Here is a 25883-nt window from a genome sequence, read left to right on the forward strand (position 1 = left end):
AGAGGAGGACGGACATGGCGGTACGTGCGGCGGTTGCCGGAGCGAGCGGGTACGCGGGCGGAGAGGTCCTGCGCCTGCTCCTCGCGCACCCCGAGGTCGAGATCGGGGCCCTGACCGCGAACTCCAACGCCGGGCAGCGGCTCGGGGCGCTCCAGCCGCACCTGTGGCCGCTGGCCGACCGGGTGCTGGCCGAGACGACGCCCGAGGTCCTCGCCGGGCACGACGTCGTCTTCCTCGCGCTGCCGCACGGGCAGTCCGCCGCCGTCGCCGAGCAGCTCGGCCCGGACGTGCTGGTGATCGACATGGGCGCCGACTTCCGGCTGAAGGACGCCGCCGACTGGGAGAGGTTCTACGGCTCCCCGCACGCCGGCACCTGGCCCTACGGCCTGCCCGAGCTGCCCGGCGCCCGCGCCGCGCTCACCGGCGCCAGGCGGATCGCCGTACCCGGCTGCTACCCGACGGCCGCGACCCTCGCCCTCCTCCCCGCCTACGCGGCCGGCATCGCCGAGCCCGAGGCCGTGATCGTCGCCGCCTCCGGCACCTCCGGCGCGGGCAAGGCGCCCAAGCCGCACCTGCTCGGCAGCGAGGTCATGGGCAACATGACGCCCTACGGCGTCGGCGGCGGCCACCGGCACACCCCCGAGATGATCCAGAACCTCGGCGCGGTCGCGGGGGAGCGCGTCACCGTCTCCTTCACGCCGACCCTCGCCCCGATGCCCCGCGGCATCCTCGCCACGTGCAGCGCGAAGGCCGTCGCCGGGGTGGACGCGGACGCGGTGCGCGCCGCCTACGAGAAGGCCTACGCCGACGAGCCCTTCGTGCGCCTGCTGCCGGAGGGCCAGTGGCCCGCCACGGCCGCCGTCCACGGTTCCAACGCCGTTCAGGTGCAGGTCGCGTACGACGAGGCCGCGGGCCGCATCATCGCGATCAGCGCCATCGACAACCTGACCAAGGGCACCGCGGGCGGTGCCGTCCAGAGCATGAACCTCGCCCTCGGTCTCGACGAGACCACCGGGCTTTCCACGATCGGAGTCGCACCGTGAGCGTCACGGCAGCCAAGGGATTCCGGGCGGCCGGTATCGCCGCCGGGATCAAGCAGAACGGCAACCCCGACCTGGCCCTCGTGGTCAACGACGGGCCCCGCCGTGCCGCCGCGGCCGTCTTCACCGCCAACCGCGTCAAGGCCGCGCCGGTGCTGTGGTCCGAGCAGGTCATGAAGAGCGGCCAGGTCTCCGTCGTCGTCCTCAACTCCGGTGGCGCCAACGCCTGTACGGGCCCCAAGGGCTTCCAGGACACCCACGCCACCGCCGAGAAGGCGGGCGAGGTCCTGGGGCGCGGCGCCATCGAGGTCGCCGTCTGCTCCACCGGCCTCATCGGCACCCTGCTGCCCATGGACAAGCTGCTCCCCGGCATCGAGACCGCCGCGGGCCAGCTGTCCGAGCACGGCGGCGAGAAGGCCGCCATCGCCATCAAGACCACCGACACCGTGCACAAGACCTCGGTCGTCGCCGGGGACGGCTGGACCGTCGGCGGCATGGCCAAGGGCGCCGGCATGCTCGCCCCCGGCCTCGCCACCATGCTGGTCGTGATCACCACCGACGCCGACCTCGACGGCGCCACCCTGGACCGGGCCCTGCGCGCCGCCACCAAGGTCACCTTCGACCGCGTCGACTCCGACGGCTGCATGTCCACCAACGACACCGTGCTGCTGCTGTCCTCCGGCGCCTCGGGCGTCACCCCCGGGTACGACGCCTTCGCCGAGGCCGTACGACAGGTCTGCGACGACCTCGGCCGCCAGCTCATCGGTGACGCCGAGGGTGCCAGCAAGGACATCAAGGTCGAGGTGATCAACGCGGCGAGCGAGGCGGACGCCGTCGAGGTGGGCCGCTCCATCGCCCGCAACAACCTCCTCAAGTGCGCCATCCACGGCGAGGACCCCAACTGGGGCCGCGTCCTGTCCGCGATCGGCACCACGAGCGCCGTCTTCGAGCCCGACCAGCTGAACGTCGCCATCAACGGCGTCTGGGTGTGCAAGAACGGCTCCGTCGGCGAGGACCGCGACCTGGTCGACATGCGCTACCGCGAGGTCCACGTCACGGCCGACCTCGCCGCGGGCAACGAGACCGCGACGATCTGGACCAACGACCTGACCGCCGACTACGTCCACGAGAACAGCGCCTACTCCTCATGACCCCGACCCGTAAACACACGGCCCTGCCCAAGGCGCAGATCCTCATCGAGGCGCTGCCCTGGCTGACCCGGCACCACGGAAAGATCGTCGTCATCAAGTTCGGCGGCAACGCCATGGTGGACGGGGAACTGAAGGCCGCCTTCGCCCAGGACGTCGTCTTCCTGCGGCACGCCGGACTCAAGCCGGTCGTGGTGCACGGCGGCGGCCCGCAGATCAGTGCCGCCCTCGACCGGCACGGCATCGTCAGCGAGTTCAAGGCCGGCCTGCGCGTCACCACCGAGGACGCCATGGACGTCGTACGCATGGTGCTCGCCGGACAGGTGCAGCGCGAACTGGTCGGCCTGCTCAACCAGCACGGCCCGCTCGCCGTCGGCCTCACCGGCGAGGACGCGCACACCATCACCGCGACCAAGCATCTGCCCGAGATCGACGGGGAGCTGGTCGACATCGGGCGCGTCGGCGAGATCACCGAGATCGACACCGGCGCCATCGAGGCCCTGCTCGCCGACGGCCGCATCCCGGTCGTCTCCTCCATCGCCCGAAGCCAGGACGACGGTCATGTCTACAACGTCAATGCTGATACGGCGGCTGCGGCACTCGCTGCGGCCCTTGGCGCCGAAACTCTCATGGTCCTCACCGATGTCGAGGGCCTCTACGAGGACTGGCCGCACTCCGACGAGGTGATCAGCCGCCTCACCGCGACCCAACTGGAGAAGCTGCTCCCGGAGTTGAGCTCCGGCATGGTCCCGAAGATGCAGGGCTGCCTCTACGCCGTCCGCAACGGCGTGCAGACCGCCCGTGTCATCGACGGCCGGGTGCAGCACTCCATCCTGCTGGAGATCTTCACCGACGAAGGCATCGGCACCATGGTGGTGCCCGACGAGCCCGAAAAGGACGCACAGTGACGGGGAACCAGGACCTGACCCAGCGCTGGCAGGGCGCGCTCATGAACAACTACGGCACCCCCCGCCTGCCACTGGTGCGCGGCGCGGGCGCCACCGTGTGGGACGCCGAGGGCCGCGCGTACACCGACTTCGTCGGCGGCATCGCCACCAACGCGCTCGGCCACGCCCACCCGGCGATCGTCGAGGCCGTCAGCCGGCAGATCGCCTCCCTCGGCCATGTCTCCAACCTCTTCATGGCCGAGCCGACCGTCACGCTCGCCGAACGGCTGCTCCAGCTCTTCGGCCGCGAGGGCCGGGTGTTCTTCTGCAACTCCGGAGCCGAGGCCAACGAGGCCGCCTTCAAGATCGGCCGGCTCACCGGGCGCACCCATGTCGTCGCCACCGAGGGCGGCTTCCACGGCCGTACGATGGGCGCCCTCGCGCTCACCGGACAGCCCGCCAAGCAGGACCCGTTCCGGCCGCTGCCCGGCGATGTCACCCACGTCCCCTACGGCGACGCCCAGGCCCTGGCCGCGGCCGTCACCGAGGAGACCGCCCTGGTGATCATCGAGCCGATCCAGGGCGAGAACGGCGTCGTCGTGCCCCCGCCCGGCTATCTCAAGGCCGCCCGCGCCATCACGGCCGCGACCGGCGCCCTGCTGGCCCTGGACGAGGTGCAGACCGGCGTCGGCCGCACCGGCACCTGGTTCGCCTACCAGGCCCACGAGGGCGTGCTGCCCGATGTGGTCACCCTCGCCAAGCAGCTCGGCGGCGGCCTTCCGCTCGGTGCCGCCGTCGCCTTCGGCCGCGCCGCCGATCTGTTCCGGCCCGGCCAGCACGGCACCACCTTCGGCGGCAACCCGGTCGCCTGCGCCGCGGGCCTCGCCGTCCTCGACACCATCGAGGGCGAGGGCCTGCTGGAGAACGTCAAGCGGCAGGGCGAACGGCTGCGCGCGGGCATCGAGGCCCTGGGCCACCCGCTGGTCGACCATGTCCGGGGCGCGGGCCTGCTCCTGGGTATCGTGCTCACCGGGCCCCGCGCGCACCAGGTGCAGCAGGCGGCCCAGGAGGCCGGGTTCCTGGTGAACGCCCCCGCCCCCGACGTCGTACGGCTCATGCCCCCGCTGAACCTGCGCGACGACGAGGCGGGCGCCCTGCTCCAGGCGCTGCCCGGCATCCTCGACGCAGGTGGGGACGGACGATCCGGAGAATGAGACGACGATGAGCCAGGCGCAGGAGCACGAGCAGCAGACAGGTGCCGGGCCCGCCGTGCCGCAGACGCGCACCGCGCGGCACCGCCGGATCGTGGACATCCTCAACCGGGAGCCGGTGCGCTCGCAGAGCCAGCTGGCCAAGCTGCTCGCCGACGACGGGCTCAGCGTCACCCAGGCGACGCTGAGCCGGGACCTCGACGAGCTGAACGCGGTCAAGATCCGCAACAACGACGGCGACCTCATCTACGCCGTGCCCAGCGAGGGCGGCTTCCGCACCCCGCGCGCACCGCTCGGCGAGTCCGCCAAGGAGGAGCGGATGCGGCGCCTGTCCCAGGAGCTGCTGATCTCCGCGGAGGCCTCGGCCAACCTGGTCGTGCTGCGCACCCCGCCCGGGGCCGCCCAGTTCCTCGCCTCGGCCATCGACCAGGCCGAACTCCACGACATCCTCGGCACCATCGCGGGCGACGACACCCTGCTGCTGATCAGCCGCAACCCGACCGGCGGCCAGGCCCTGGCGGCTCACCTGCTCAAGCTCGCGCAGAACGGCCACTGAGCTCCGTACGGACGCTGGACCCGTACGGGGGCCGACCGCATGCGCGCCCCGGCCCCCCGGCGGAGAATGGGCCTGTGATCCTCCGCGACGGGCGGACCCGGGGACGCAATCCCCGGGCGGCCGTCGGCCGTATACAGGGGTGTGTCGGGTTTGCGGTTCCCCGTGGGTCGCCTCCCGGACGAGGCTCTGCTGTCCGGGCTGGCCACCGGAGACCAGGAGCTGGCCGTCGTCTTCGTACGGCGGTTCCAGCACCGGGTCTTCGGCGTCGCCATGGCCGTCACCGGGGACCGCCAGCTGGCCGAGGACGTCGCCCAGCAGACGTTCGAACGCGCGTGGCGGCACGCGCAGATCTACGACTCGCGCCGCGGTTCGGTCACCACCTGGCTGACCACCATCGCGCACAACCTGGCCATCGACGCCGTACGCGCCCGGCGCACGGAGCCGGTGGCCCCCGAGGACCTCGACGCCCTCCTCGGTACCGTCACCGAGACCCCCGAGCGCTGGGCGCTGGCCGACGAGGCCTCCGCCCGGCTGCGGGCCGCGGTCTCCCGGCTGCCCCGGGAACAGGCGCGGGCCCTGATGATGGCCGGCATCTACGGAATGACCGCCCAGCAGGTCGCCGACGCGGAACGGATTCCGCTGGGCACCGCCAAGACCCGCATCAGAGCGGCGATGGGCAAACTGCGCACCACCCTGTCGGCTCCGGAGCGAGGCGGCCATGTCCAGTGACGCGAACTGCGAGAAGCTGCGCGAGATCGGCGCCGAGCTGGCGCTGGGCGTGCTGCCCGGACGTGAGCGCGCGGAGGCGGTCGCCCACCTGGACCGGTGCGCGGACTGCCGGGAACTCGTACGGCAGCTGACCCTGGTCGGCGACCGGCTGATCGGCCTGCTGCCCTGCCAGGAGCCGCCGCTGGGCTTCGAGACCCGGGTGGCGCGGAGCCTCGCCCAGCAGGCGGCCGCGGACGGCCGCGCCCCCGCGCGCGCCTCGGCGTTCCCGGTCCTGCGCAGGCGTGCGCGCCGGGCCCGGGTCCGGCGCGCGGCGGCCGCGGCCGGCCTCGCGGTGGTCGCCGGATTCGCCGGCTGGGGCATCGGCACCGCCGTGGAGACCGTCACCGCCGCGCCGCCGCACGCCGTGGAGTCCGAGCCCATGCTGGTCGGGGACATGACCTCGGGTACGGCAGGCGGACCGTCCATCGGCGAGGTCTACGCCCATCCCGGCAGCCCCGGCTGGATCTTCGTGACCGTCGACCTCGCCGGACACGGCACCGCGTACACCGGCCGGGTCAGCTGTGTGCTGGAGCGCTCCGACGGTACGACCGTGCGGGTGGGCGACTTCAGCGTGCGCGACGGGCGCGGCCACTGGGGGGCCACGGCACCCGTCGACCCGGACTCCGTCTCCGGCGCCCGGCTGACCTCCGCCGACGGTACGGTCCTCGCCCGCGCCCGCCTCCAGACCGGGCACGTGCTCACCCCCGAGACGCGTGTGCCCTCGCAGCAGACGTGAGAGCGCCCGGGGAGGTTCGGCTCAGGAGAGCACGGTGCCGGTGTTCATGCGGTGCAGCCGGGCGTACGCACCGTCGCGCACCAGCAGATCGCCGTGGGCGCCGTCCTCCACGACCCGGCCCCGGTCGAGCACCACGATCCGGGTGGCATCGCGCACGGTGAGCAGGTTGTGCGAGATGACGATGGTGGTGCGCCCGGCCATCAGGCGGCGCAGCGGCTCCATGATGCGCCGGCCGGAGCCCGCGTCGAGCCCGGTGGTCGGCTCGTCCAGCAGCAGCACCGGCGCGTTCCGGACCATCGCGCGGGCGATGGCGAGGCGCTGGCACTGGCCGCCGGACAGGGTGCGGCCGCGCTGGCCGACGAGGGTGCCGTAGCCCTCCGGGAGCCGCTCGATGAACTCGTGCGCGTCCGCCGCGCGCGCCGCCGCGACGATCTCCGCCTCGGTGGCCTCCGGGCGGCCGTAGGCGATGTTCTCCCGCACGGTGCCGTGGAAGACCAGGGTCTCCTGCATCACCACCGCGACACTTTCGCGCACGTCGGCGAGGCGCAGGTCGCGCAGATCGGTGCCGTCGAGCCGGACCGCGCCCCGGTCGGGATCGTAGAACCGCAACTGGAGCCTGGCGGCCGTGGACTTGCCCGCGCCGCTCGCCCCGACCAGCGCCAGCGTCTCCCCGGGCGCCACGTGGAAGGACACGTCGGCGAGGGCCCAGGGGGCGGTGCCGGGGTAGCGGAACCAGACGCCGTCGAACTCCACCGCGCCGCGTGCCCGGACGACGGGGCGGGCGTTCGCGCGCTCGGTGACCTGGGGCCGCTGGTCCAGCAGTTCGATGATCCGCTCGGCCGAGGCGGCGGCGGAGTAGAAGGTGGTGCCGAGGCCGGACAGGCCGTGCACCGGGCCGTACATCTTCCCGATCAGGGCCAGGAACACCAGCAGCCCGCCCAGGGTGAGCTGGCCCTGGGACAGCTTCCAGGTGCCGAGGCCCAGTACCGCGAGGCCGCCGGCCACCTCGATGATCTCCACGAGGGGGGCGTACAGGGAGCGGATCCGCGTCGAGGCCATCACCGCGCGGAACCTGCCGACGCTCTCGCGCTCGAACCGGCGCGCCTCCCAGCCCTGCCGGTTGTACGCCTGCACCAGCGCGACATTGCCGAGCACCTCCTCGGCGACCGCGCTGAGCGAGCCGCTGCGCCGTCTGCGCTCGCGGGACGCCTCCTTGATCAGCCGGGAGAAGTGCCGGGCGGCGCCCCAGAACAGCGGCACGATGACCAGCGCGAGCAGGGTCAGATCCCAGCTCAGATAGAACAACAGGCCGACGAACACGGCCAGTTGGAGCACGTAGTACAGGGCGTCCGCGACGCCCGACAGCAGAAAGGTCTCGACCGCGTCCACGTCACCCGTGACGCGGGAGAGCACGTCGCCGAGCCGGCGGCGCTCGAAGAAGCCGAGGGACAGGCCCTGCACATGCCGGAAGACGTCGCAGCGCAGGGCGAGCAGGAAGCGTTCGCCGACCCAGGTGGAGGTCATCTCGTCGGCGAACCCGAAGACGCCCGAGCACAGGATCAGCCCCAGGTAGGCCGGGGCGATCCAGAGAAAGGGGTGCAGGTCCCGGGGGACCAGCACCTCGTCCACGACGCTCTTGAACAGCCACAGCTCCCCGGCGTCGACGGCCGGTCCGGTCAGGCTGAGCAGGAGCAGCGGGACCAGCCAGCGGCGGTTGCCGCGGGTGTAGGGCCAGAACCGCCGGAACACCTCGCGCGGGGAGACGACGGGTGCCGCCGCGACGACGGCACCGGAGGATCCGGAGGTGCCGAAGGACGTCTCGCCGGGCTCTTCCGGCGAGAGCAGACGCCGCAGGACGTGCGCCATGGGATGCGTTCCTCGGGGATCGGCCGGGCGGACCGGGTCCTCCGGTCTCCGGTCCGCCCGGTCTGCGGGGGTGGTCAGTAGCCGCCGTGGCCGTGGCCGTGGCCGCCGTGGTCGTGGCCGTGACCGTGCCGGTCGCCGTGGCGGTGGCCGTGGTGGTCGTGGTCGTGGTCGAAGTGGTCGTGGTCGAAGCGGTCGTGGTCGTGGCCGTGGTCGTGGTCCCGACCGTGACCGCCGTGGTCACCCTTGGGCAGCAGACTGCTGAAGATAGCCATCGTGTTCCTCCCGGAAATTTTGCTGCACCTGGGGTACGTCCGGGGACGGCACTTGGATGGCTCCTCCGAGGAAAAATTTCCTTTTCAACCCGTTTTTCACCCCAGGTGCGCGGCCAGCCCTCCGGTGTAGCGCGCCTGGCCGTCCGCCGTGAGCAGCAGTGCCTCGGTGTCGGGCAGCGCCTCCAGCCATGCGAGGCCCGCCTCCGAGCCCCGCGCGAACGCGGCCGTGGCCCAGCAGTCCGCCCAGGTCAGCCGGGGTGCCAGCACGGTCACCGACACCAGGTCCGTGACCGCGGGCCGGCCGGTGCGCGGGTCCACGATGTGCGCGCCGCGTTCGGCGGTCCCGGACGTGGCGACGGACAGCTCGGCCGCCCCCGCCGCCGAGATCACCGCGGCGAGTCCGCCGGGCCGCAGGGGGTCCGCGACGCCGACCCGCCAGTCCCGCCCCGGCTCGGGCACACCCAGCAACTGCACGTCCCCGCCGCCGTTGACGCTGACCCCGGTGACCCCGTCGACCCGGGCCAGCCGCCGCGCCGCCCGCTCGGCCGACCAGCCCTTGACGATCCCGGTGGGGTCCAGCACCCCCCGGTAGCGCGTGCTGAACCAGCCCTCGCTCACCCGCTCGGCCTCCGCCGCCAGCCCCAGCACCTCCGCGACCTCGGGCGCACACTGCGCCACGGCCAGCTCCCCCCGGGCCAGCCGGGACACCTCGCTGTCCTCGCGGTACGTACTGAACACCGCGTCGACCCGGTGCAGCCGATCCACGACCTCCCCGAGCGCGGTCCGCACCGCACCGGCTTCCCCACCGCGCACGTCGAAGGAGAACACGGTCCCCATGACCTCCTCCGCGTGCCGCACCGCCTCACCCATGGACCTGGTCCAGTGCCGACTGCAACGACTTCAGATAGCCGTCGCTGGTGTAGGTGGCCCCGGACACGGTGTCGATGTGGGCGCTTCCCGCGGCCACGGCTTCCTGGTCGAGTCTGGGTACGGCCATGGCGGTCTTCTCGCTGTTGAGTCCGCCTTGGGGTGCCTGGATGGCGTCGGCCTTGGTGATCCTGCCGTCGGCGACGGTGATGCGGACCTGGACGGGGCCGTAGCGGGTCTGTGTCACGGCTCCGGTGACGGTGCGGGTGCGGGTGCGGGTGCGGGTGCGGGTGGGGGTAGGGGTCGGGGTGCTGGTGGTCGCTTGTCTTTCCTGGTCCAGTGCGGACTGGAGGGATTTCTTGTAGCCGTTGCTGGTGTAGGTGGCGCCGGTGACGGTGTCGATGTGGGCGTTGCCGGCGGCCACGGCTTCCCGGTCGAGTCTGGGTACGGCCATGGCGGTCTTCTTGCTGTTGAGTCCGCCTTGGGGTGCCTGGATGGCGTCGGCCTTGGTGATCCTGCCGTCGGCGACGGTGATGCGGACCTGGACCGGGCCGTAGCGGGTCTGGACCGTGGTGCCGGTCAGGGTGCCGGGGGCCTGGGACGTGTCCGGCGACGGGGCCGCCGCCGAGGCCGAGGCCGGGCCGGTCGTCGGTTTCAGCGTCACCAGCAGGACGACGCCGGAGACGGTCGCGGCGCCGGCCAGGACGACCCGTCGTAGGGGATGGCTCTTCTTCATCGGCTTCTCGCTCCCGGTCCTCACATCTCGAAGGACTCGTGGTGGATGCGCCGGGCGGGGACCCCCGCGCCGCGCAGTGCCTCGTACACCGCGTGCGTGAACCCTGCCGGGCCGCACATGAAGACGTCGTGGTGGTGGATGTCCGGGATCTTCTGGCGCAGGTTCTCCGAAGAGATGTCGGGGCGCACGCCGTCCGGGCCGTTCACCGCGTAGATCAGCCGGGCGTCCCGCTCCTCGGCGATCGCCGCCAGCTCGTCCCACAGCGCCAGGTCCTGCGTGCTGCTCGCGCGGTACAGCAGCGTGATGTCACCGGCCCCGCCGGGCAGCGTCTCGAACAGCGCCCGCATCGGCGTGATGCCCACGCCGCCCGCGACCAGCAGCACCTTGCCCCGGCTGCGCCGCTGCGCGGTGAGCGCGCCGTACGGGCCCTCGGCCCACACCCGGGTGCCGGGCCGCAGCTCGCGCAGCCGTTCGCTGTGGTCGCCGATCGCCTTGACCGTGATCCGCAGCAGCTCGGGGCGGGGCGCCGCCGAAAGGGAGTACGGGTGCGAGCTGAACCGCATCCCGGGGGCCAGGAAGCGCCAGCGGAAGAAGTGGCCCGCCTCCGCGCCCATCCGGTGCAGCCGCCGCCCGCTGATCAGCACCGACACGATGCCCGGGGTCTCCTCCACGACCGCCTCCACCCGCAACCGGTGCCTGCGGTTCAGCCGGATCGGGGTGATGATCCGGTACCAGACCAACAGCGCGGTGACCACGCCGTACAGGCCGTACCAGAACGTCTTGGCGAGCGGCGTCACCGCGAAGTCGTTACCGGTGGTGAGCTGGTGCCAGAAGGTCAGGAACACCGCCGCGTAGGTCAGCAGGTGGATGTGGTACCAGGTGTCGTACGGCATCCGGCGCCGGACCCAGCCGATCGACGTCAGCCCGACGAGCACCAGCAGACCGGTGCCGATCGCCGCCTTGCCCATGTCGGGCATCTGCTCGACCGACTCGACGGTCTCCCGCACGATGCCGCCGAGCGGCCGGCCCGCCTGGAGCGTGTACGCCCACATCGTGAGCACCACGTGCGCCACGACCAGGCTCAGCGTGTACCGGCCGGTCATCGCGTGCCAGCGGGTCACCCGGTCCGAGCCGACCCGCCGCTCCAGCGCCGGGACACGGGCCATCTGGAGCACCACCAGCGCCATCAGGTAGCCGGCCAGCAGTCCGGTGATCCGTCCCGCGTTGAGGATCCGGCCGGTGTTGCCCTCGACGGTCGGTGTGTCGTGCCACCAGAGCCAGAGCACGGCGGCCGCACCCGCCCAGACCATGAGCAGCAGTGGCACGGCGGGTGAGCGGCGCGGTCGTATCCGGCGCATCGTCTGCCGTCGGGCGGCGCGTCCGCCTGCGAGTGTGGTGGTCATCGTTCCTCCGTCCGGCCCCGGGCGCGGGCCCTCAGCGGCGTCTCGCATCGGCCGGGTGCTCAGCGGCCCGCCGCGTCCAGCGCGGACTGCAGGGACTGCCGGTAGCCGGTGCTGGTGTACGTGGCGCCCGAGACCATGTCGATCCCCGCGCTCTGCGCGGCCAGCGCCTCACGCCGCAACTGGGGGAGTGCATAGCTGTTGATCTCCTGGTCGCGCGGGTTGTCCTGGGGGTACTGGACGGCCGTCACGTCGGTGAGCCTGCCGTCCTTGATGGTCACCCGCACCTGGACCGGACCCCAGCGGGTCTGCTCGGTCTGGCCGGTGACGGTCTTGGCGGCACCTCCGGGGGAGGCGGGCGCGCTCGCACTGTCCTGGGGGGTCGGAGTCGACGCGCCCGCGACAAGACCCGAACTGGTGTGCGGCTTCAGGGACAGCAGCAGCACCATAGCGGAGGCCGTCGCGGCGCTCGCCAGGACGATGCGGCGCAGGGGCCGGTTCTTCCTCAATGCGTGCATTACTTCCGCCTCACAGTTCGAACGACTCGTGATGGATGCGCCGATCCGGCAAACCGGCTGCACGCAGGGCCCGGTAGACGTCCTGGGCGAACGCGTGCGGCCCGCAGATGTAGACGTCGTGGCCGGGCAAATCGGGAACGTTCGAGCGCAGTGACTCGGCCGTGATGTGAGGTCGCTCACCTTGCGGACCGTTCAGCGCGTAGAGCAGCCTGGCGCCGCGCCACCGGGCGATCGCCTCCAGCTCGCCGCCCAGCGCCAGGTCCGCCGCCGAGCGAGCCCGGTACAGCAGGGTGACCTCCCCGGGCAGCGTCTCGAACAGGGCGCGCAGCGGGGTGATGCCGACGCCGGCCGCGATCAGCAGGGACCGGTGACCGGTGGCCCGGTCGGCGGTCAGCGCGCCGTAGGGGCCCTCCACCCACACCCGGGTGCCGGGCCTGAGCAGGGACACCGCCGCGCTGTGGTCGCCCAGCGCCTTCACCGTGATCCGGAGCAGATCCGGACGCGGCGGCGCCGACAGGGAGTACGGCGTGGACGTCCAGGCCATGCCCTCGGCGAGGAACCGCCACCGGAAGAACTGCCCCGGCCGCGCGCCCAGTCGATCGAGATCCCGCCCGCGCACCACGACCGAGTACACGCCCGGCGCCTCCTGCTGCACCGACTCCACCCGCAGCCGGTGGCGCCGGTTGAGCCGGACCGGCGCGAGGACCCGGAACCAGATCACGAGCGCCGCGACCCCGAGGTACAGCGCGTACCAGGCGGCGGTGGCGACCGGCTCGCCGTTGAACTGGTCGCCCAGCGACACCTGGTGGAAGAAGGCCAGGAACACGGCCGCGTACGTGAGCAGGTGGACGTAGTACCAGAACTCGTGACGGATACGGCGCCGGGCGGCCCGCGCCGAGGTGATGCCGACCGCGAACAGGATCACCGTGCCCGCGGTGGCCTTCAGCATGTCCGGGTAGTCCAGCACCACGGTGACCGTCTCGTGCCACAGCGACGCACGGTCCTGCGCGGCGTACCCGGCGAGGATCAGCACGATGTGCGCGACGAGCAGGCACACCGTGTACCGCCCGGCCATCGCGTGCCAGCGGGACACCCGGTCCGAGCCCACCCGGTTCTCCAGCAGCGGCACCCGCGCCATCAGACCGACCAGCACCGCGCAGGCGTACCCGCACAGCAGCCCGGTGAGCCGCCCCGCCCCGGTCAGCCAGCCCGCCGCGCCGACCACGGAGGCGGTGTCCACCCACCAGAGCGCGAACACGGCCGCGGCCCCCGCCCACAGCACGGCCAGCAGGGGCCCCGCCGGAGAGCGCCGCGCGGTTCCCGGCAGGGGTGGCGCCGCCCGCCTCATGTCCACGGTTGTCATCCGTGCCGCTCCCTTCGTCCGCCGCCGGCCCACCGGCCGGCGACGCCACTGTGCTGGCCGAAGTTCTGAGGCACCTCTGAAAGGGGGCCCGCGGGCCGGGTCTCTGAGGGCTTTCTCACAGAGGTCTCAGAGACCTCTCACAAACCGCCCTGACCAGGAGGTACGACACCTCGCCGCGCCCACTCAGAGGAAACTCAGAGCCATCGCGGCGACCGGTACGCGCGCGCACCCGCGATGCTGGGAGGCGCGATGAACACGACCCGTTCCGGCCGCCCGGCCCTCACCCGCCCCGACGGCACGCCGCTGCGCGTCCTCGTCGTGGACGACGACCCCGACCTCTCCGAGGTGCTCACCGGCGCCCTGCGCTACGAGGGCTGGCAGGTGCGCGCCGCCGCCGACGGCGCCGCCGCCCTCGCCGCGGCGCGCGAGCTGGCCCCGGACGCCGTCGTCCTGGACGTGATGCTCCCCGACATGGACGGCTTCACGGTGCTGCGCCGGCTGCACGAGACCCAGCCCGAGGTGTGCGTGCTCTTCCTCACCGCGCGGGACGCGGTCGAGGACCGGATAGCGGGGATCACCGCGGGCGGCGACGACTACGTCACCAAGCCCTTCAGTCTGGAGGAGGTCGTGGCCCGGCTGCGCGGACTGCTGCGTCGCGCCGGGATGGCCCGCCGCCCGGAGGAGGAGGACCCCGGCCTGGTCGTCGGCGACCTGGTGATGGACGAGGACGCCCGCGAGGTGACCCGGGCCGGCGAACTGATCGAACTCTCGCCGACCGAGTTCGAACTCCTGCGCTTCCTGATGCGCAACCCCCGCCGCGTGCTCAGCAAGGCGCAGATCCTCGACCGGGTCTGGTCCTACGACTTCGGCGGCCGCGCCCATGTGGTCGAGCTGTACATCTCCTATCTGCGCAAGAAGATCGACGCGGGCCGCGAGCCGATGATCCACACGGTGCGCGGGGCGGGGTACGTGCTGAAGCCGGTGACCACGTGAACCTCCTCGCCCGCCTGCCCCGCTTCCGCACCCTGCGCGCGAGGCTCACCTTCGGCCTGGTGGTGCTGCTGGCGGTGAGCTGTGCCGCGGTCGGCCTGGCTGCCGTGGTCGAGCTGAACGGCTTCCTCACCCAGCGCCTGGACGAGCAGCTCGCCCAGGTCGGCACCCGGTTCCCGGAAAGCCTGGAGCACCACAACAAGCCGCCCGACGACCACGACGGCGACGAGCGGGCCGACACCCGCCGGATGGCCACCGGCACGTTCGGCGCCCGCCTCGTGCACGGCACCGTCACCCACAAGGGCCTCATCCGCTCCGGTGACCTCTCCGTCGACCTGAACGTCGCCCTGACCGCGCGCGACACCGGCCGGCTCGTCCGCGTTCCGGCCGACGGCCGCCCGCACACCGTCGAACTCTCCGCGCTCGGCGACTACCGGGTCGTCGCCACCCCCGGCCACGACGGCGACGTGCTGATGGTGGGGCTCTCCCTGGAGCCGGTCGAGGCCACCGTGCACCGCCTGGAACTGGTCGCCGGGGTCGTCTTCGGCCTCGCCCTGGTCACGGCCGGGGTGACCGGTGCCCTCTGGGTCCGCTGGTCCCTGCGCCCCCTCGGCCGGGTCACCGCCACCGCCACCCGGGTCAGCGAACTCCCGCTCGCCAGCGGCGAGGTCGCGCTGCCCCCGCGCGCCCCGGACGCCGATCCGCACAGCGAGGTCGGCCAGGTCGCCGCGGCCCTCAACGGCATGCTCGGCCATGTCGAGGACGCGCTCACCAAGCGGCACGCCAGCGAGGAGCGGCTGCGCCGGTTCGCCGCCGACGCCAGCCATGAGCTGCGCACCCCGGTCGCCTCGGTCCGCGGTCACGCGGAACTGGCCCTGCTGCACCCGGGCCCCGTGCCGCCGGAGGTCACGCGGGCCCTGGAGCGGATCGCCGCCGAGTCCTCGCGGATGGGGCTGATGGTGGACGACCTGCTGCTGCTCGCCCGCCTCGACGCGGGCCGCCCGCTGGAGCGCGGCCCGGTCGACCTGACCCGGCTGGTCCTGGACGCGGTCACCGACGCGCGCGCCGCCGGCCCCGGACATCGCTGGACGCTGGACCTCCCGGAGGACCCGGTCACGGTCACCGGCGACGCCCACCGCCTCCAGCAGGTGCTGGCCAACCTGTTGGCCAACGCGCGTTTGCACACACCCGTCGGCACCACGGTCACCGTCACCCTGGAGCCCCGCCCCGACGCCGCCCTCCTCTCCGTCCACGACGACGGCCCCGGTATCCCCGAGGACCTCCGTTCCGCGATCTTCGAGCGCTTCACCCGGGCCGACCACCGCCGCCGCGGTGACGCGTCCGCCACCGGCGCGGGGCTCGGCCTGTCGATCGTGGCGGCGGTGGTGGAGGCGCACCGGGGGACGGTGGAGGTGGAGAGCGTGCCGGGTTCCACGACGTTCCGGGTCACCTTGCCCGCCTGAAGGAGCGCGGGGAACCGCGCACGGTGGATCAGTACCGGCTGATGCCTGTCACGCCGCTGGACGTCCCGAGGGCGATGTGCGGCCCCTTCCCGGGCGCCACCCAGCGCAAGATCCGCCGCATGGAATCCTCCGGCACCGACACACAACCGGCCGTCGCCCCCTTGCCGTTGACGTGCAGAAAGATCCCGGCCCCCCTGTCCCGCACCGGCCGGTGGTAGTTGAACCCCACGACGAGCCCGTACGCGTACTGCCCGCCGTACGCGCTCAGGTGCTCCGCCTCGGTCGCCCGGCAGTCCTCCGGCAGCGGGTCCGTCCACCGGTTGTACGACGACGACGCGTTGTCCTGGCACCACCAGGAACTCTCCTTCACCGCCCGGTAGGAGATCCCCGTGCCGGCGGGCGCCGCCCTGGTCCCGAACCCGAACGGGAGGTCGTACAGCCCGGTCGGCGTCGTACGCGTGCCCTGCTTGCGCGAATCCCCCTCGACCAGCCCGTTCGCCCCGAACCGCGCCGGCGCGGAACCGGCCTGGGTCCACGCCCCGTTCCGCAGGTCCCACCAGGTGACCGTGCCGGTGGTGGACCTGGTGTCCGGCGCCTGCGCGATGATCAGCTGGGTGCCGCCGCCGGTGTCCGCCATCCGTGCCGGCAGCGGGACCGGCGCCGGCCCGCGCGGGGCGGGCGCGGCCCCGAGCAGGCCGAGCGCGCAGAGGGGCACGAGGCTGGCGACGACACCGGGGCGCATGCTCAGACGCTAGACGGGGGCAGCGGCAACGGCAGCCCGGGCAGTCCGTCCAGGCTCGTGGCGATGTGCTCCTTCCCGGTGAAGTACTCGTTCAGCGAGGCGTCGTCCTCCCGCGCGAAGCGCCGCTCGTGCAGATCGCGTTCCTCCTCGTAGGCCATGAAGGGGACGGCGTACCCGCAGGTGTCCCGGATCAGCTCGGCGTGCACCACGACGACCGCGCGCAGCCCGTGCGAGCGCGTGTCGACGTCCGGGAAGCGGGCGAGCAGCCGGGGGAAGCGCGGGTCGTCGCGGAAGACCGGCTCGCCCCTGCCGTGCACCCGCACGATGTTCGGCGGGCCCTGGAAGGCGCACCACATCAGGGTGATCCGCCCGTTCTCGCGCAGATGGGCGATGGTCTCCGCGTTGGATCCGGCGAAGTCCAGGTAGGCCACGGTGAGTTCGTCCAGCACGGCGAACGAGCCCTTGAGGCCCTTGGGGGAGAGGTTGACCCGGCCGTCGCCGGACAGCGGCGCCGTGGCGGTGAAGAAGAGGGGCTGCTCCTCGATGAACGTACGGAGCCTGCCGTCGATGCGCTCGTAGGTCTTTCCCATGTGCGCGGATTATCCCCGGAAGCCTTTCGACTGTCTAAGGATTCGGGGTTCACCCGGAGGGGCGATTGACGAATCATGCGGAGTTCTGCATACTCATGCATATCAGCGAATGCACTGTGAGGAGAAAACCCGTGACCGAGCGCGTCGTACTCGCCTACTCAGGCGGTCTGGACACCTCCGTCGCCATCGGCTGGATCGCCGAGGAGACGGGCGCCGAGGTCATCGCCGTCGCGGTCGACGTCGGCCAGGGCGGCGAGGACCTGGACGTCATCCGCAAGCGCGCCCTCGCGTGCGGTGCGGTCGAGGCCGAGGTCGCCGACGCCAAGGACGAGTTCGCCGACGAGTACTGCCTCCCGGCGATCAAGGCCAACGCCCTGTACATGGACCGCTACCCGCTGGTCTCCGCCCTCTCCCGGCCGACGATCGTCAAGCACCTCGTCGCCGCCGCCCAGAAGCACGGCGCCACCACGGTCGCCCACGGCTGCACCGGCAAGGGCAACGACCAGGTCCGCTTCGAGGCCGGCATCGTCGCCCTCGCCCCGGACCTGAAGTGCATCGCCCCGGTCCGCGACTACGCGATGACCCGCGACAAGGCGATCGCCTTCTGCGAGGCCAAGCAGCTCCCGATCGCCACCACCAAGAAGTCCCCGTACTCCATCGACCAGAACGTCTTCGGACGCGCGGTCGAGACGGGCTTCCTGGAGGACATCTGGAACGCCCCGATCGAGGACATCTACGAGTACACCTCCAACCCCGCCACCCCGCGTGAGGCCGACGAGGTCGTCATCACCTTCAAGGAGGGCGTCCCGGTCGCGATCGACGGCAAGCCCGTCACCGTCCTGCAGGCCATCCAGCAGCTCAACGAGCGGGCGGGCGCCCAGGGCATCGGCCGGATCGACATGGTCGAGGACCGCCTCGTCGGCATCAAGTCCCGCGAGGTCTACGAGGCCCCCGGCGCCATCGCCCTGATCACCGCCCACCAGGAGCTGGAGAACGTCACGGTCGAGCGCGAGCTGGCCCGCTACAAGCGCCAGGTCGAGCAGCGCTGGGGCGAGCTGGTCTACGACGGCCAGTGGTTCTCCCCGCTCAAGCGCGCCCTGGACGGCTTCGTCAACGAGGCCAACCAGCACGTGACCGGCGACATCCGGATGACCCTGCACGGCGGCCGCGCCGTCGTCACCGGCCGGCGCTCCGAGTCGTCCCTGTACGACTTCAACCTCGCCACCTACGACACGGGCGACACCTTCGACCAGGCGGCGGCCAAGGGCTTCATCGACATCTACAGCCTGTCGTCGAAGATCGCCGCTCGGCGTGATCTCGCGGGCCGAGCCTGACGTAGACCTGGTCTGACCCCTTACGGGTTCACCTCGCACGCATCAGCCTGACAGCCGCCTCCTCACCTGCAAGGGTGGGGAGGCGGTCGCACAGAGACATCTCCCGAGGAGCAACGCAGTGAGCAGCAACAGCGGTGACGTACGGCTCTGGGGCGGCCGTTTCGCCGACGGTCCCGCCGAGGCCCTGGCGAAGCTGTCCGCGTCCGTCCACTTCGACTGGCGGCTCGCGCCCTACGACATCGCCGGCTCGCGTGCCCACGCACGCGTGCTGCACCAGGCCGGGCTCCTCACCGAGGACGAGCTGACCCGCATGATCGCCGGGCTCGACCAGCTGGAGACGGACGTCGCCGACGGCTCCTTCACCGGCACCATCGCCGACGAGGACGTGCACACCGCCCTGGAGCGCGGCCTGCTGGAGCGCCTCGGCCCCGACCTGGGCGGCAAGCTCCGCGCGGGCCGCTCCCGCAACGACCAGGTGGCCACCCTCTTCCGGATGTACCTCAGGGACCACGCCCGGATCATCGGCGGCCTGATCGCCGACCTCCAGGACGCCCTGATCGGCCTGGCGCAGGCCCACCCGGACGTGGCGATGCCCGGCCGCACCCACCTCCAGCACGCCCAGCCCGTGCTCTTCGCCCACCACGTCCTCGCCCACGTCCAGTCCCTGTCCCGGGACGCGGAGCGGCTGCGCCAGTGGGACGAGCGCACGGCGGTCTCGCCGTACGGCTCGGGCGCCCTCGCGGGCTCCTCCCTGGGCCTGGACCCGGAGGCGGTCGCGAGGGACCTCGGCTTCGAGCACGGCAGCGTCGCCAACTCCATCGACGGCACCGCCTCCCGGGACTTCGTCGCCGAGTTCGCCTTCATCACCGCGATGATCGGCGTCAACCTCTCCCGGATCGCCGAGGAGATCATCATCTGGAACACGAAGGAGTTCTCCTTCGTCACCCTCCACGACGCGTTCTCCACCGGCTCCTCGATCATGCCGCAGAAGAAGAACCCGGACATCGCGGAGCTGGCCCGGGGCAAGTCCGGCCGCCTGATCGGCAACCTCACCGGTCTCCTCGCCACGTTGAAGGCGCTTCCCCTCGCCTACAACCGCGACCTCCAGGAGGACAAGGAGCCGGTCTTCGACTCCTGCGACCAGCTGGAGATCCTGCTGCCCGCCTTCACCGGCATGATGGCCACCCTCACCGTGCACCGGGAGCGCATGGAGGAACTGGCCCCGGCCGGCTTCTCCCTCGCCACCGACATCGCCGAGTGGCTGGTCCGCCAGGGCGTCCCCTTCCGCGTGGCCCACGAGGTCGCCGGCGAGTGCGTCAAGGTAGCCGAGTCCGAGGGCAAGGAACTGGACGAACTGACGGACGACCAGTTCGCCAAGATCTCCGCCCACCTCACCCCCGAGGTCCGCACGGTCCTCAACGTCCCGGGCGCCCTGGCCTCCCGCAGCGGACGCGGCGGTACGGCCCCGAGCGCGGTCGCCGTCCAACTGGCCGAGGTGAAGGCGAACGTGGCCCGGCAGCACGAATGGGCCAAGGCCAAGGCGCCCCGCTAGGGGCGCCGGGAGCCGCGCGACACGCCGCTCACCACCCGCCCACGCGCGGCCACCGCACGAGCCGGGCCCCTGGACGAAGCACATCGCGGGTTACGTTGGTCGCATACCGTACCGGAGCCGACCGAACGGAGTCCGCGATGCCCTTCGCCCGCCTCGCGACCGCGACGACCCCCACCTGTCACATCGGCCTCGGCCTCGCCGCCGTCGGTCGCCCCGGCTACATCAACCTCGGCCGCGACCGCGACCTCGGAGAGGCCCGCGACGTCGACGCCCTGCGCACCCGCACCCACCAGCTCCTCGACGCCGCCTACGCCCAGGGGGTCCGCTACTTCGACGTCGCCCGCTCCTACGGCCGTTCCGAGGAGTTCCTCGCGGCGTGGCTGGAGGCGAACCCCGGCATCGACGACGTGGTCGTGGGCAGCAAGTGGGGCTACACCTACACCGCCGACTGGTCCACCGAGGCCGAGCGGCACGAGGTCAAGGACCACAGCCTGGCGACGTACGAGCGGCAGCGCGCCGAGACCGACGCCCTGCTCGGCGAGAGGCTCGACCTCTACCAGATCCACTCGCTCACCCCGGACAGCCCGGCCCTCACCGACAAGGAACTCCACGCGAGGCTCGCGGAGGCCGCCGCCGGGGGCCTGACCATCGGCTTCTCCACCAGCGGCCCGCGGCAGGCGGAGACCGTCCGTGCCGCCCTCGCCGTGACGGTCGACGGCGAGCCCCTCTTCCGTACCGTCCAGTCGACGTACAACGTCCTGGAGCACTCGGCCGCCCCCGCCCTCGCCGAGGCCCACGACGCCGGGCTGACCGTGATCGTCAAGGAGGGCATGGCGAACGGCCGGCTCGCCGAGCCCCACGCCCCCGAGGTCGTGAAGTCGGTCGCCGCCGAGGCGGAACTCGGCTGCGACGCCGTCGCCCTCGCCTGGATCCTGCGCCAGCCCTGGGTGGGCGTCGTCCTGTCCGGCGCCGTGACCCTCGGTCAGCTCGCCTCCAATCTGCACGCCCCCGCCGTCGACCTGGACGCGGACCGGATGACCCGGCTCGCCACGCTCACGGAGGACCCGCGCGTCTACTGGGAGCGGCGCGGCCGGCTGCCCTGGCACTGACCTGACACCCCGGCTGGCCAGCCATGATGAGTCGTGCATGCCCATGATGAGACGTTCACGTCTCATGTGGGCTACTCTTGTCTCATGGCCCTGGACCGAGACCATGTGCTGCGCAGCGCCGCCGCCCTGCTGACCCGTAAATCCACCGCGACCATGGACGAGGTCGCCAAAGCAGCCGGGATCAGCCGGGCCACGCTGCACCGCCACTTCGCCGGACGCGACGCGCTCGTACGGGCCCTGGAGGCGCTCGGCATCGCGGAGTGCGAGGCGGCGCTCGACCGGGCCCGCCCGGAGGAGGGGTCCGCGACCGACGCCGTCCGCAGGCTGGTCCGCGAGATCCAGCCGGCCGCGGGACTGCTCGCCTTCCTGTACGGCGAGAGCCAGCTGTGGGAGGGCGACCGGCAGAACGACGGCTGGCAGCGGCTCGACAGCCGGATCGGCGCCCTGTTCCAGCGCGGACAGCAGGGCGGCGAGTTCCGCATCGACCTGACCCCCGTCTGGCTCACCGAGGCGCTGTACGGCCTGACCGCGTCCTGCGCCTGGGCCACCCTGGACGGCCGCGTGGCCGCCCGCGACTTCCCGACCATGGTCGCCGAGCTGTTGCTCGGCGGCGCTCTACGGAGAGAGGAACCATGACCAGCACCCTGCAGCCGGCGCGTGTGGCGGAGGTGGAGAAGCGTCCGGGCCGTTGGCTCGCGCTCTCCGTCCTCGTCCTGGCCGTGCTGCTGGTGGCCGTCGACGCCACCGTCCTCGGCCTGGCGACCCCCTTCATCAGCGAGGACCTCCACCCCTCCGGCACCCAGCTGCTGTGGATCGGTGACGTCTACTCCTTCGTCATCGCCGGCCTGCTGGTCTCCATGGGCAGCCTCGGCGACCGCGTCGGCCGCAAGCGGATCCTGCTCTGCGGCGCCACCGCGTTCGGCGCGATATCCGTGCTCAACGCCTATGCGACGACACCCGAGTCGATGATCCTGGCGCGGGCGCTGCTCGGTGTCGCGGGCGCGACCCTGATGCCCGCCACCCTCGCCCTGATCCGCAACCTCTTCCACGACCCGCGCGAGCGCAGCCTCGCCGTCGGCATCTGGGGCGCCACGGCCTCCGCCGGTACGGCGCTCGGCCCCATCGCGGGCGGCTTCCTGCTGGAGCACTTCTGGTGGGGCTCGGTCTTCCTGATCAACCTTCCGGTGATGGCGGTCCTCGTCCTGGTCGGCGTCCGCACCCTCCCCGAGTCCCGTGACCCGGACCCCGGTCCCTGGGACCTGGCCAGCGTGCTGCTGTCACTCGTCGGCATGATCGGCGTGGTGTACGCCGTCAAGGAGACGGCCGCCCACGGCGTCTTTGGGCCCACGCTCGCCGTCGGTCTGCTGGGCGCCGCCGCCCTGTACGGCTTCGTCCGCCGCCAACTGACCATGCCCGTCCCGCTGCTGGACATGCGGCTGTTCGGCAACCGCGGCTTCAGCGGCGCCGTGCTCGCCGACCTGCTGACCGTGCTCGGCATGTCCGGCCTGGTGTTCTTCCTCTCCCAGTACCTCCAGCTCGTCCAGGCCAGGCGGCCGTTCGAGGCGGGCCTCGCCGAACTGCCCGCCGCCGTCGGCGCGGTGGTGGCCGGACTGGTCGCGGGCAACGCGGCCCGCCGCTTCTCGGTCCGCTCGGTGGTCTCGGCCGGACTCGCCGCGGTCGGCCTGTCCCTGGCCGCGCTGACCTCCCTCGGCCAGGCCACGGGCTACCCGGTGCTCGGCGCCGCCCTGCTGGTCGTGGGCGTCGGCGCGGGCCTGTCCTTCACGGTCACCGCCGACGTCATCCTCTCCAGCGTTCCCAAGGAGAAGGCCGGAGCCGCCTCCGCGGTCTCCGAGACGGCCTACGAGCTGGGCGCCGCCCTGGGCATCGCCCTCCTCGGCTCCATAGTGACCGCCGTCTACAGCGCCTTCCCCGCCCCGCCGCACACCCCACCGGGCGTCCACGACTCCCTGGGCGCGGCGGTGGACACGGCGTCCCGCATGGCCCCGGCGCCGGCCGAGTCCTTGCTGGACGCGGCCCGCGACTCCTTCGTCCACGGCCTCCACCTGGCCTCCGGGGCGGGCGCGGCGGTCCTGCTGGGCACGGCGGTGGCGGCGTGGTTCCTGCTCAAGGGCCTGAAGCTGGAGAACGCGGACTGACCGGCCGCTCGGCGACCTCTCACCGCTTGTATCCCAGCACCGTCATCATGCCGCTCTCCGAGTGGTACTGGTTGTGGCAGTGCAGCATCCACAACCCCGGATTGTCCGCGTCGAACTCCACCACCAGCTTCCGGTGCGGCAGCACCAGCGCCGTGTCCTTGCGCGCCCCCACCGCGTCCAGCCCGGTCATCGCGAACGTGTGGCCGTGCAGATGCATCGGGTGCCACATGTCCGTCGCGTTGATGAGAGTGAGCCGCACCCGCTCCCCGGCGTGGATCTCGTGCCGTTGCCGGACGTCGTACGCCTTGTGGTCGAAACCCCAGTCGAACTTCCGCATGTTGCCGGTGACCCTGATGCGCATCTGGCGGTCGGGATGCCGCTCGGGGAGGGCGACCGATTCGGCCGGTTCCAGCCGCCGCGCGGGCACGCACTCGCCGTCCAGTTCCCGGGGGCGGACGTCCGGCGCCGGGAGGTTCCTGCCCTTGTCGGTGCGGAGCACGGCGAGCGCGCTGCCCTTCTTGCCCTCGGCGAGCGCGACCAGCGGGAAACAGCCGTCCTTGACCGTCACCAGCACGTCGTACCGCTCGGACATCCCGATGAGCAGCGCGTCGGTCTCCTTGTGCCGCACGGGGTAGCCGTCGGTGTGCGTGACCGTCATGGCGTGGCCGCCGAGGGAGACCCGGAAGGCCGTCTCCGAGCCCGCGTTGACGAAGCGCAGCCGGACGCGGTCACCGGGACGGCAGCGGAACTCCGAGGGGTTGTGCGGCAGACGCCCGTTGGCGAGGTAGTACGGGTAGTCGACGCTGCCGCCGTCGCCCTGGAGCATGATGCTGTGGGAGTCGCGCAGCACCCGGTCGGGGCCGCCTCCCGCCTTCTTGGGCGGTGACGACTTCGCCTTGGCGGACCTGCCGGGACCCGGGCTCGGGCTGCCGCTCGCGTGCGGGTGCTCGGGGCCCATGCCCATGCCGGCCATCCCGGAGCCGCCCGGCTTGAGCTGTTCGAGCACGTTGTCGGGGGTGGACCCGGCCACGCCGTCGAGCCAGTCGTCCAGGACGACGACCCACTCCTTGTCGTAGGCGAGCGTCTCCTTGGGATCGTCCACGACGAGCGGCGCGTACAGGGCGCGGTCGGGCTGCATCCCGACGTGGGAGTGGAGCAGGTACGTACCCGGGTGCTTCACGGCGAACCGGTAACGGAAGTCCGTGCCGGCCGGGATGGGCCGCTGGGTCAGGTCGGGTACGCCGTCCATGTCGCAGCGCAGCCGCACCCCGTGGGAGTGCAGGGTGGTGGTGGTCGGCAGCCGGTTGGCGAGCGTCAGATCGAGGATGTCGCCCGCGGTGACCCGGACCAACGGCCCCGGCACCGTGTCGTTGTACGCCCAGGTGCGCACGGAGCGTCCGCCCAGGTCGAGCTTGGCCTCCGCCGCGGTGAACCGGTAGGTGCGCACCCGCCCCGCTCCCCGCTTGCGCTCGGTGGCGAGGACCTCCGGGTCCGACGGGTTGACGTACCCCTTGGGCCCCGCCGGTACGAAGTTCCCCTCGATGCCCGCCCCGAGGGGCCCGGTGTCCGCGTGGTGGGGACCGGAGCGGCTCTCGGGCCCTGAACCGGAGCCGCAAGCCGCCAGGAAACCCGCACCGACGGCTGCGATGGGGACACGGAGGAGGGTTCGCCGCGAAGGTGTATCCATGCCTGAATCAGACATGTTCTGTGGATCACACGCGCGGGGGCGTAGGCCGAATGCCCCTGCCTCGGGGCAGATTCACACCGGCAGACGGACGAACGCGGGCCGCCCCGGTACGACCGGAACGGCCCGCGTCCATCTGCTGCGTGAGGCTCAGGCGGCCTTCGCCTTGGTGGCGTACATGTCCACGTACTCCTGCCCGGACAGCCGCATGACCTCCGCCATCACGGAGTCGGTGACCGCCCGCAGCACATAGCGGTCGCGGTCCATGCCGTCGTAGCGGGAGAACTCCATCGCCGGGCCGAAGCGGACGGTGACCTTGCCGGGCCGCGGGATGCCGTTTCCGCCGGGCTGCAGCTTGTCGGTGCCGATCATGGCGAACGGCACCACCGGGGCGCCGGTCATCAGGGTCAGCCGGGCGATGCCCGTGCGGCCCCGGTACAGGCGGCCGTCGGGGGAGCGGGTGCCCTCCGGGTAGATCCCGAAGACCTTGCCCTCCTCCAGGACCCGTCGCCCCGTCATCAGCGCCGCCACGCCGCCGTTCGCGCCGTCCCGGTCCACCGGGATCATGCCGACGCCGGTGAAGAACCACGCCATCAGCCGGCCCTTGAGGCCCTTGCCGGTGACGTACTCGTCCTTGCCGATGAAGAGCACCTGACGCTTCGTGACCAGCGGCAGCACGATCGAGTCGATGAAGGTGAGGTGATTTCCGGCCAGAATCACCGGGCCGTCCCCCGGAATGTGCTCCACACCCTCCACCTGTGGGCGGAACATCAGGCGCATGATCGGTCCGAGCACTGCCTTGATGAGGCGGAAGCGGGACAACGGGTCCTCCGATGTCAGGGGAGCGATATGAGTCTGTGCAGGTGAGGACATTACTCGCGGGTCCGGCGCGAAC

At 72.1% G+C, this 25883-nt stretch carries 25 protein-coding genes; 14 read left to right on the top strand and 11 right to left on the bottom strand.

Going from position 1 to position 25883, the window contains the following annotated elements; genetic code table 11:
- Positions 1–14: 14 nt before the first annotated feature.
- The 7 genes from argC (at position 15) to ACWDD7_RS12395 (ending at position 6346) form a co-directional block, all read left to right on the top strand.
- On the top strand, positions 15–1043 hold the full coding sequence (gene argC / locus ACWDD7_RS12365; RefSeq protein WP_450457313.1) for an N-acetyl-gamma-glutamyl-phosphate reductase: 1029 nt from the start codon (positions 15–17) through the stop codon (positions 1041–1043).
- Positions 1040–2191: a bifunctional glutamate N-acetyltransferase/amino-acid acetyltransferase ArgJ gene (gene argJ, locus ACWDD7_RS12370; RefSeq protein WP_450457314.1), complete on the top strand. Its 1152-nt coding sequence runs from the start codon at positions 1040–1042 to the stop codon at positions 2189–2191. The genes argC and argJ overlap by 4 nt, the downstream gene beginning before the upstream one ends.
- On the top strand, positions 2188–3096 hold the full coding sequence (gene argB, locus ACWDD7_RS12375) for an acetylglutamate kinase (protein ID WP_351877205.1): 909 nt from the start codon (positions 2188–2190) through the stop codon (positions 3094–3096). Before argJ ends, argB begins: the two co-directional genes overlap by 4 nt.
- Positions 3093–4289, top strand: a complete 1197-nt coding sequence (locus ACWDD7_RS12380; RefSeq protein WP_351877206.1) for an acetylornithine transaminase — start codon at positions 3093–3095, stop codon at positions 4287–4289. Before argB ends, ACWDD7_RS12380 begins: the two co-directional genes overlap by 4 nt.
- 7 nt (positions 4290–4296) lie before the next feature.
- Positions 4297–4842 carry an arginine repressor gene (locus tag ACWDD7_RS12385; RefSeq protein ID WP_450457315.1) on the top strand — a complete coding sequence of 182 codons (546 nt, stop codon included), beginning with the start codon at positions 4297–4299 and terminating at the stop codon, positions 4840–4842.
- Positions 4843–4983: 141 nt separating this feature from the next.
- Complete coding sequence (locus tag ACWDD7_RS12390) at positions 4984–5571, top strand: RNA polymerase sigma factor (RefSeq protein ID WP_351877208.1); 588 nt, start codon at positions 4984–4986, stop codon at positions 5569–5571.
- Positions 5561–6346, top strand: coding sequence for a hypothetical protein (locus tag ACWDD7_RS12395; protein ID WP_450457316.1), 786 nt, complete (start codon positions 5561–5563; stop codon positions 6344–6346). Before ACWDD7_RS12390 ends, ACWDD7_RS12395 begins: the two co-directional genes overlap by 11 nt.
- 21 nt (positions 6347–6367) lie before the next feature.
- Here the strand turns inward: ACWDD7_RS12395 and ACWDD7_RS12400 are convergent, their stop codons facing one another.
- From ACWDD7_RS12400 to ACWDD7_RS12430, 7 genes are all read right to left on the bottom strand, one after another.
- The gene (locus ACWDD7_RS12400) at positions 6368–8212 is read right to left on the bottom strand and encodes an ABC transporter ATP-binding protein (RefSeq protein WP_392214764.1); all 1845 of its coding nucleotides are present in this window, start codon (positions 8210–8212) and stop codon (positions 6368–6370) included.
- Between the two features lie 74 nt (positions 8213–8286).
- Entirely contained in the window at positions 8287–8484 is a 198-nt protein-coding gene (locus ACWDD7_RS12405) for a hypothetical protein (protein ID WP_450457317.1), read from the bottom strand.
- A 96-nt stretch (positions 8485–8580) separates the two neighbouring features.
- The gene (locus tag ACWDD7_RS12410) at positions 8581–9321 is read right to left on the bottom strand and encodes an FAD:protein FMN transferase (protein WP_450457394.1); all 741 of its coding nucleotides are present in this window, start codon (positions 9319–9321) and stop codon (positions 8581–8583) included.
- 25 nt (positions 9322–9346) lie between these two features.
- A complete protein-coding gene (locus tag ACWDD7_RS12415; protein WP_450457318.1) occupies positions 9347–10087 on the bottom strand; it encodes an FMN-binding protein in 741 nt (246 codons plus the stop codon).
- A gap of 20 nt (positions 10088–10107) precedes the next feature.
- Positions 10108–11490 (bottom strand): ferredoxin reductase family protein, encoded by a 1383-nt coding sequence (locus ACWDD7_RS12420; protein ID WP_450457319.1) that lies wholly within the window; start codon positions 11488–11490, stop codon positions 10108–10110.
- Between the two features lie 59 nt (positions 11491–11549).
- Positions 11550–12005 carry an FMN-binding protein gene (locus ACWDD7_RS12425; protein ID WP_450457320.1) on the bottom strand — a complete coding sequence of 152 codons (456 nt, stop codon included), beginning with the start codon at positions 12003–12005 and terminating at the stop codon, positions 11550–11552.
- Positions 12006–12015: 10 nt separating this feature from the next.
- Complete coding sequence (locus tag ACWDD7_RS12430) at positions 12016–13368, bottom strand: ferredoxin reductase family protein (RefSeq protein ID WP_450457321.1); 1353 nt, start codon at positions 13366–13368, stop codon at positions 12016–12018.
- Between the two features lie 249 nt (positions 13369–13617).
- On the opposite strand from ACWDD7_RS12430, the gene ACWDD7_RS12435 reads away from it, so the two are divergent.
- Positions 13618–14361 carry a response regulator transcription factor gene (locus tag ACWDD7_RS12435; RefSeq protein WP_351870476.1) on the top strand — a complete coding sequence of 248 codons (744 nt, stop codon included), beginning with the start codon at positions 13618–13620 and terminating at the stop codon, positions 14359–14361.
- Positions 14358–15821 carry a sensor histidine kinase gene (locus tag ACWDD7_RS12440; protein ID WP_351870479.1) on the top strand — a complete coding sequence of 488 codons (1464 nt, stop codon included), beginning with the start codon at positions 14358–14360 and terminating at the stop codon, positions 15819–15821. Before ACWDD7_RS12435 ends, ACWDD7_RS12440 begins: the two co-directional genes overlap by 4 nt.
- Positions 15822–15849: 28 nt before the next feature.
- On the opposite strand, the gene ACWDD7_RS12445 is transcribed toward ACWDD7_RS12440, so the two are convergent.
- Both ACWDD7_RS12445 and ACWDD7_RS12450 read right to left on the bottom strand, forming a co-directional pair.
- Positions 15850–16563, bottom strand: coding sequence for a L,D-transpeptidase family protein (locus tag ACWDD7_RS12445; RefSeq protein WP_450457322.1), 714 nt, complete (start codon positions 16561–16563; stop codon positions 15850–15852).
- A gap of 2 nt (positions 16564–16565) precedes the next feature.
- Positions 16566–17153, bottom strand: coding sequence for a pyridoxamine 5'-phosphate oxidase family protein (locus ACWDD7_RS12450; RefSeq protein WP_351870485.1), 588 nt, complete (start codon positions 17151–17153; stop codon positions 16566–16568).
- A gap of 131 nt (positions 17154–17284) precedes the next feature.
- On the opposite strand from ACWDD7_RS12450, the gene ACWDD7_RS12455 reads away from it, so the two are divergent.
- The 5 genes from ACWDD7_RS12455 (at position 17285) to ACWDD7_RS12475 (ending at position 23304) form a co-directional block, all read left to right on the top strand.
- Positions 17285–18487, top strand: a complete 1203-nt coding sequence (locus ACWDD7_RS12455) for an argininosuccinate synthase (protein WP_450457323.1) — start codon at positions 17285–17287, stop codon at positions 18485–18487.
- Positions 18488–18605: 118 nt separating this feature from the next.
- Positions 18606–20039, top strand: coding sequence for an argininosuccinate lyase (gene argH / locus ACWDD7_RS12460; protein WP_450457324.1), 1434 nt, complete (start codon positions 18606–18608; stop codon positions 20037–20039).
- A 137-nt stretch (positions 20040–20176) separates the two neighbouring features.
- The gene (locus ACWDD7_RS12465) at positions 20177–21148 is read left to right on the top strand and encodes an aldo/keto reductase (protein ID WP_450457325.1); all 972 of its coding nucleotides are present in this window, start codon (positions 20177–20179) and stop codon (positions 21146–21148) included.
- A gap of 84 nt (positions 21149–21232) precedes the next feature.
- Positions 21233–21784 carry a TetR/AcrR family transcriptional regulator gene (locus tag ACWDD7_RS12470; RefSeq protein WP_351870496.1) on the top strand — a complete coding sequence of 184 codons (552 nt, stop codon included), beginning with the start codon at positions 21233–21235 and terminating at the stop codon, positions 21782–21784.
- Positions 21781–23304, top strand: coding sequence for an MFS transporter (locus ACWDD7_RS12475; protein ID WP_450457326.1), 1524 nt, complete (start codon positions 21781–21783; stop codon positions 23302–23304). Before ACWDD7_RS12470 ends, ACWDD7_RS12475 begins: the two co-directional genes overlap by 4 nt.
- A gap of 19 nt (positions 23305–23323) precedes the next feature.
- On the opposite strand, the gene ACWDD7_RS12480 is transcribed toward ACWDD7_RS12475, so the two are convergent.
- Both ACWDD7_RS12480 and ACWDD7_RS12485 read right to left on the bottom strand, forming a co-directional pair.
- Positions 23324–24991: a multicopper oxidase family protein gene (locus tag ACWDD7_RS12480; protein ID WP_450457327.1), complete on the bottom strand. Its 1668-nt coding sequence runs from the start codon at positions 24989–24991 to the stop codon at positions 23324–23326.
- A gap of 147 nt (positions 24992–25138) precedes the next feature.
- Positions 25139–25810, bottom strand: coding sequence for a lysophospholipid acyltransferase family protein (locus ACWDD7_RS12485; RefSeq protein ID WP_351870506.1), 672 nt, complete (start codon positions 25808–25810; stop codon positions 25139–25141).
- Positions 25811–25883 lie beyond the last annotated feature (73 nt).

The sequence above is a fragment of the Streptomyces sp. NPDC001056 genome (assembly GCF_053598955.1).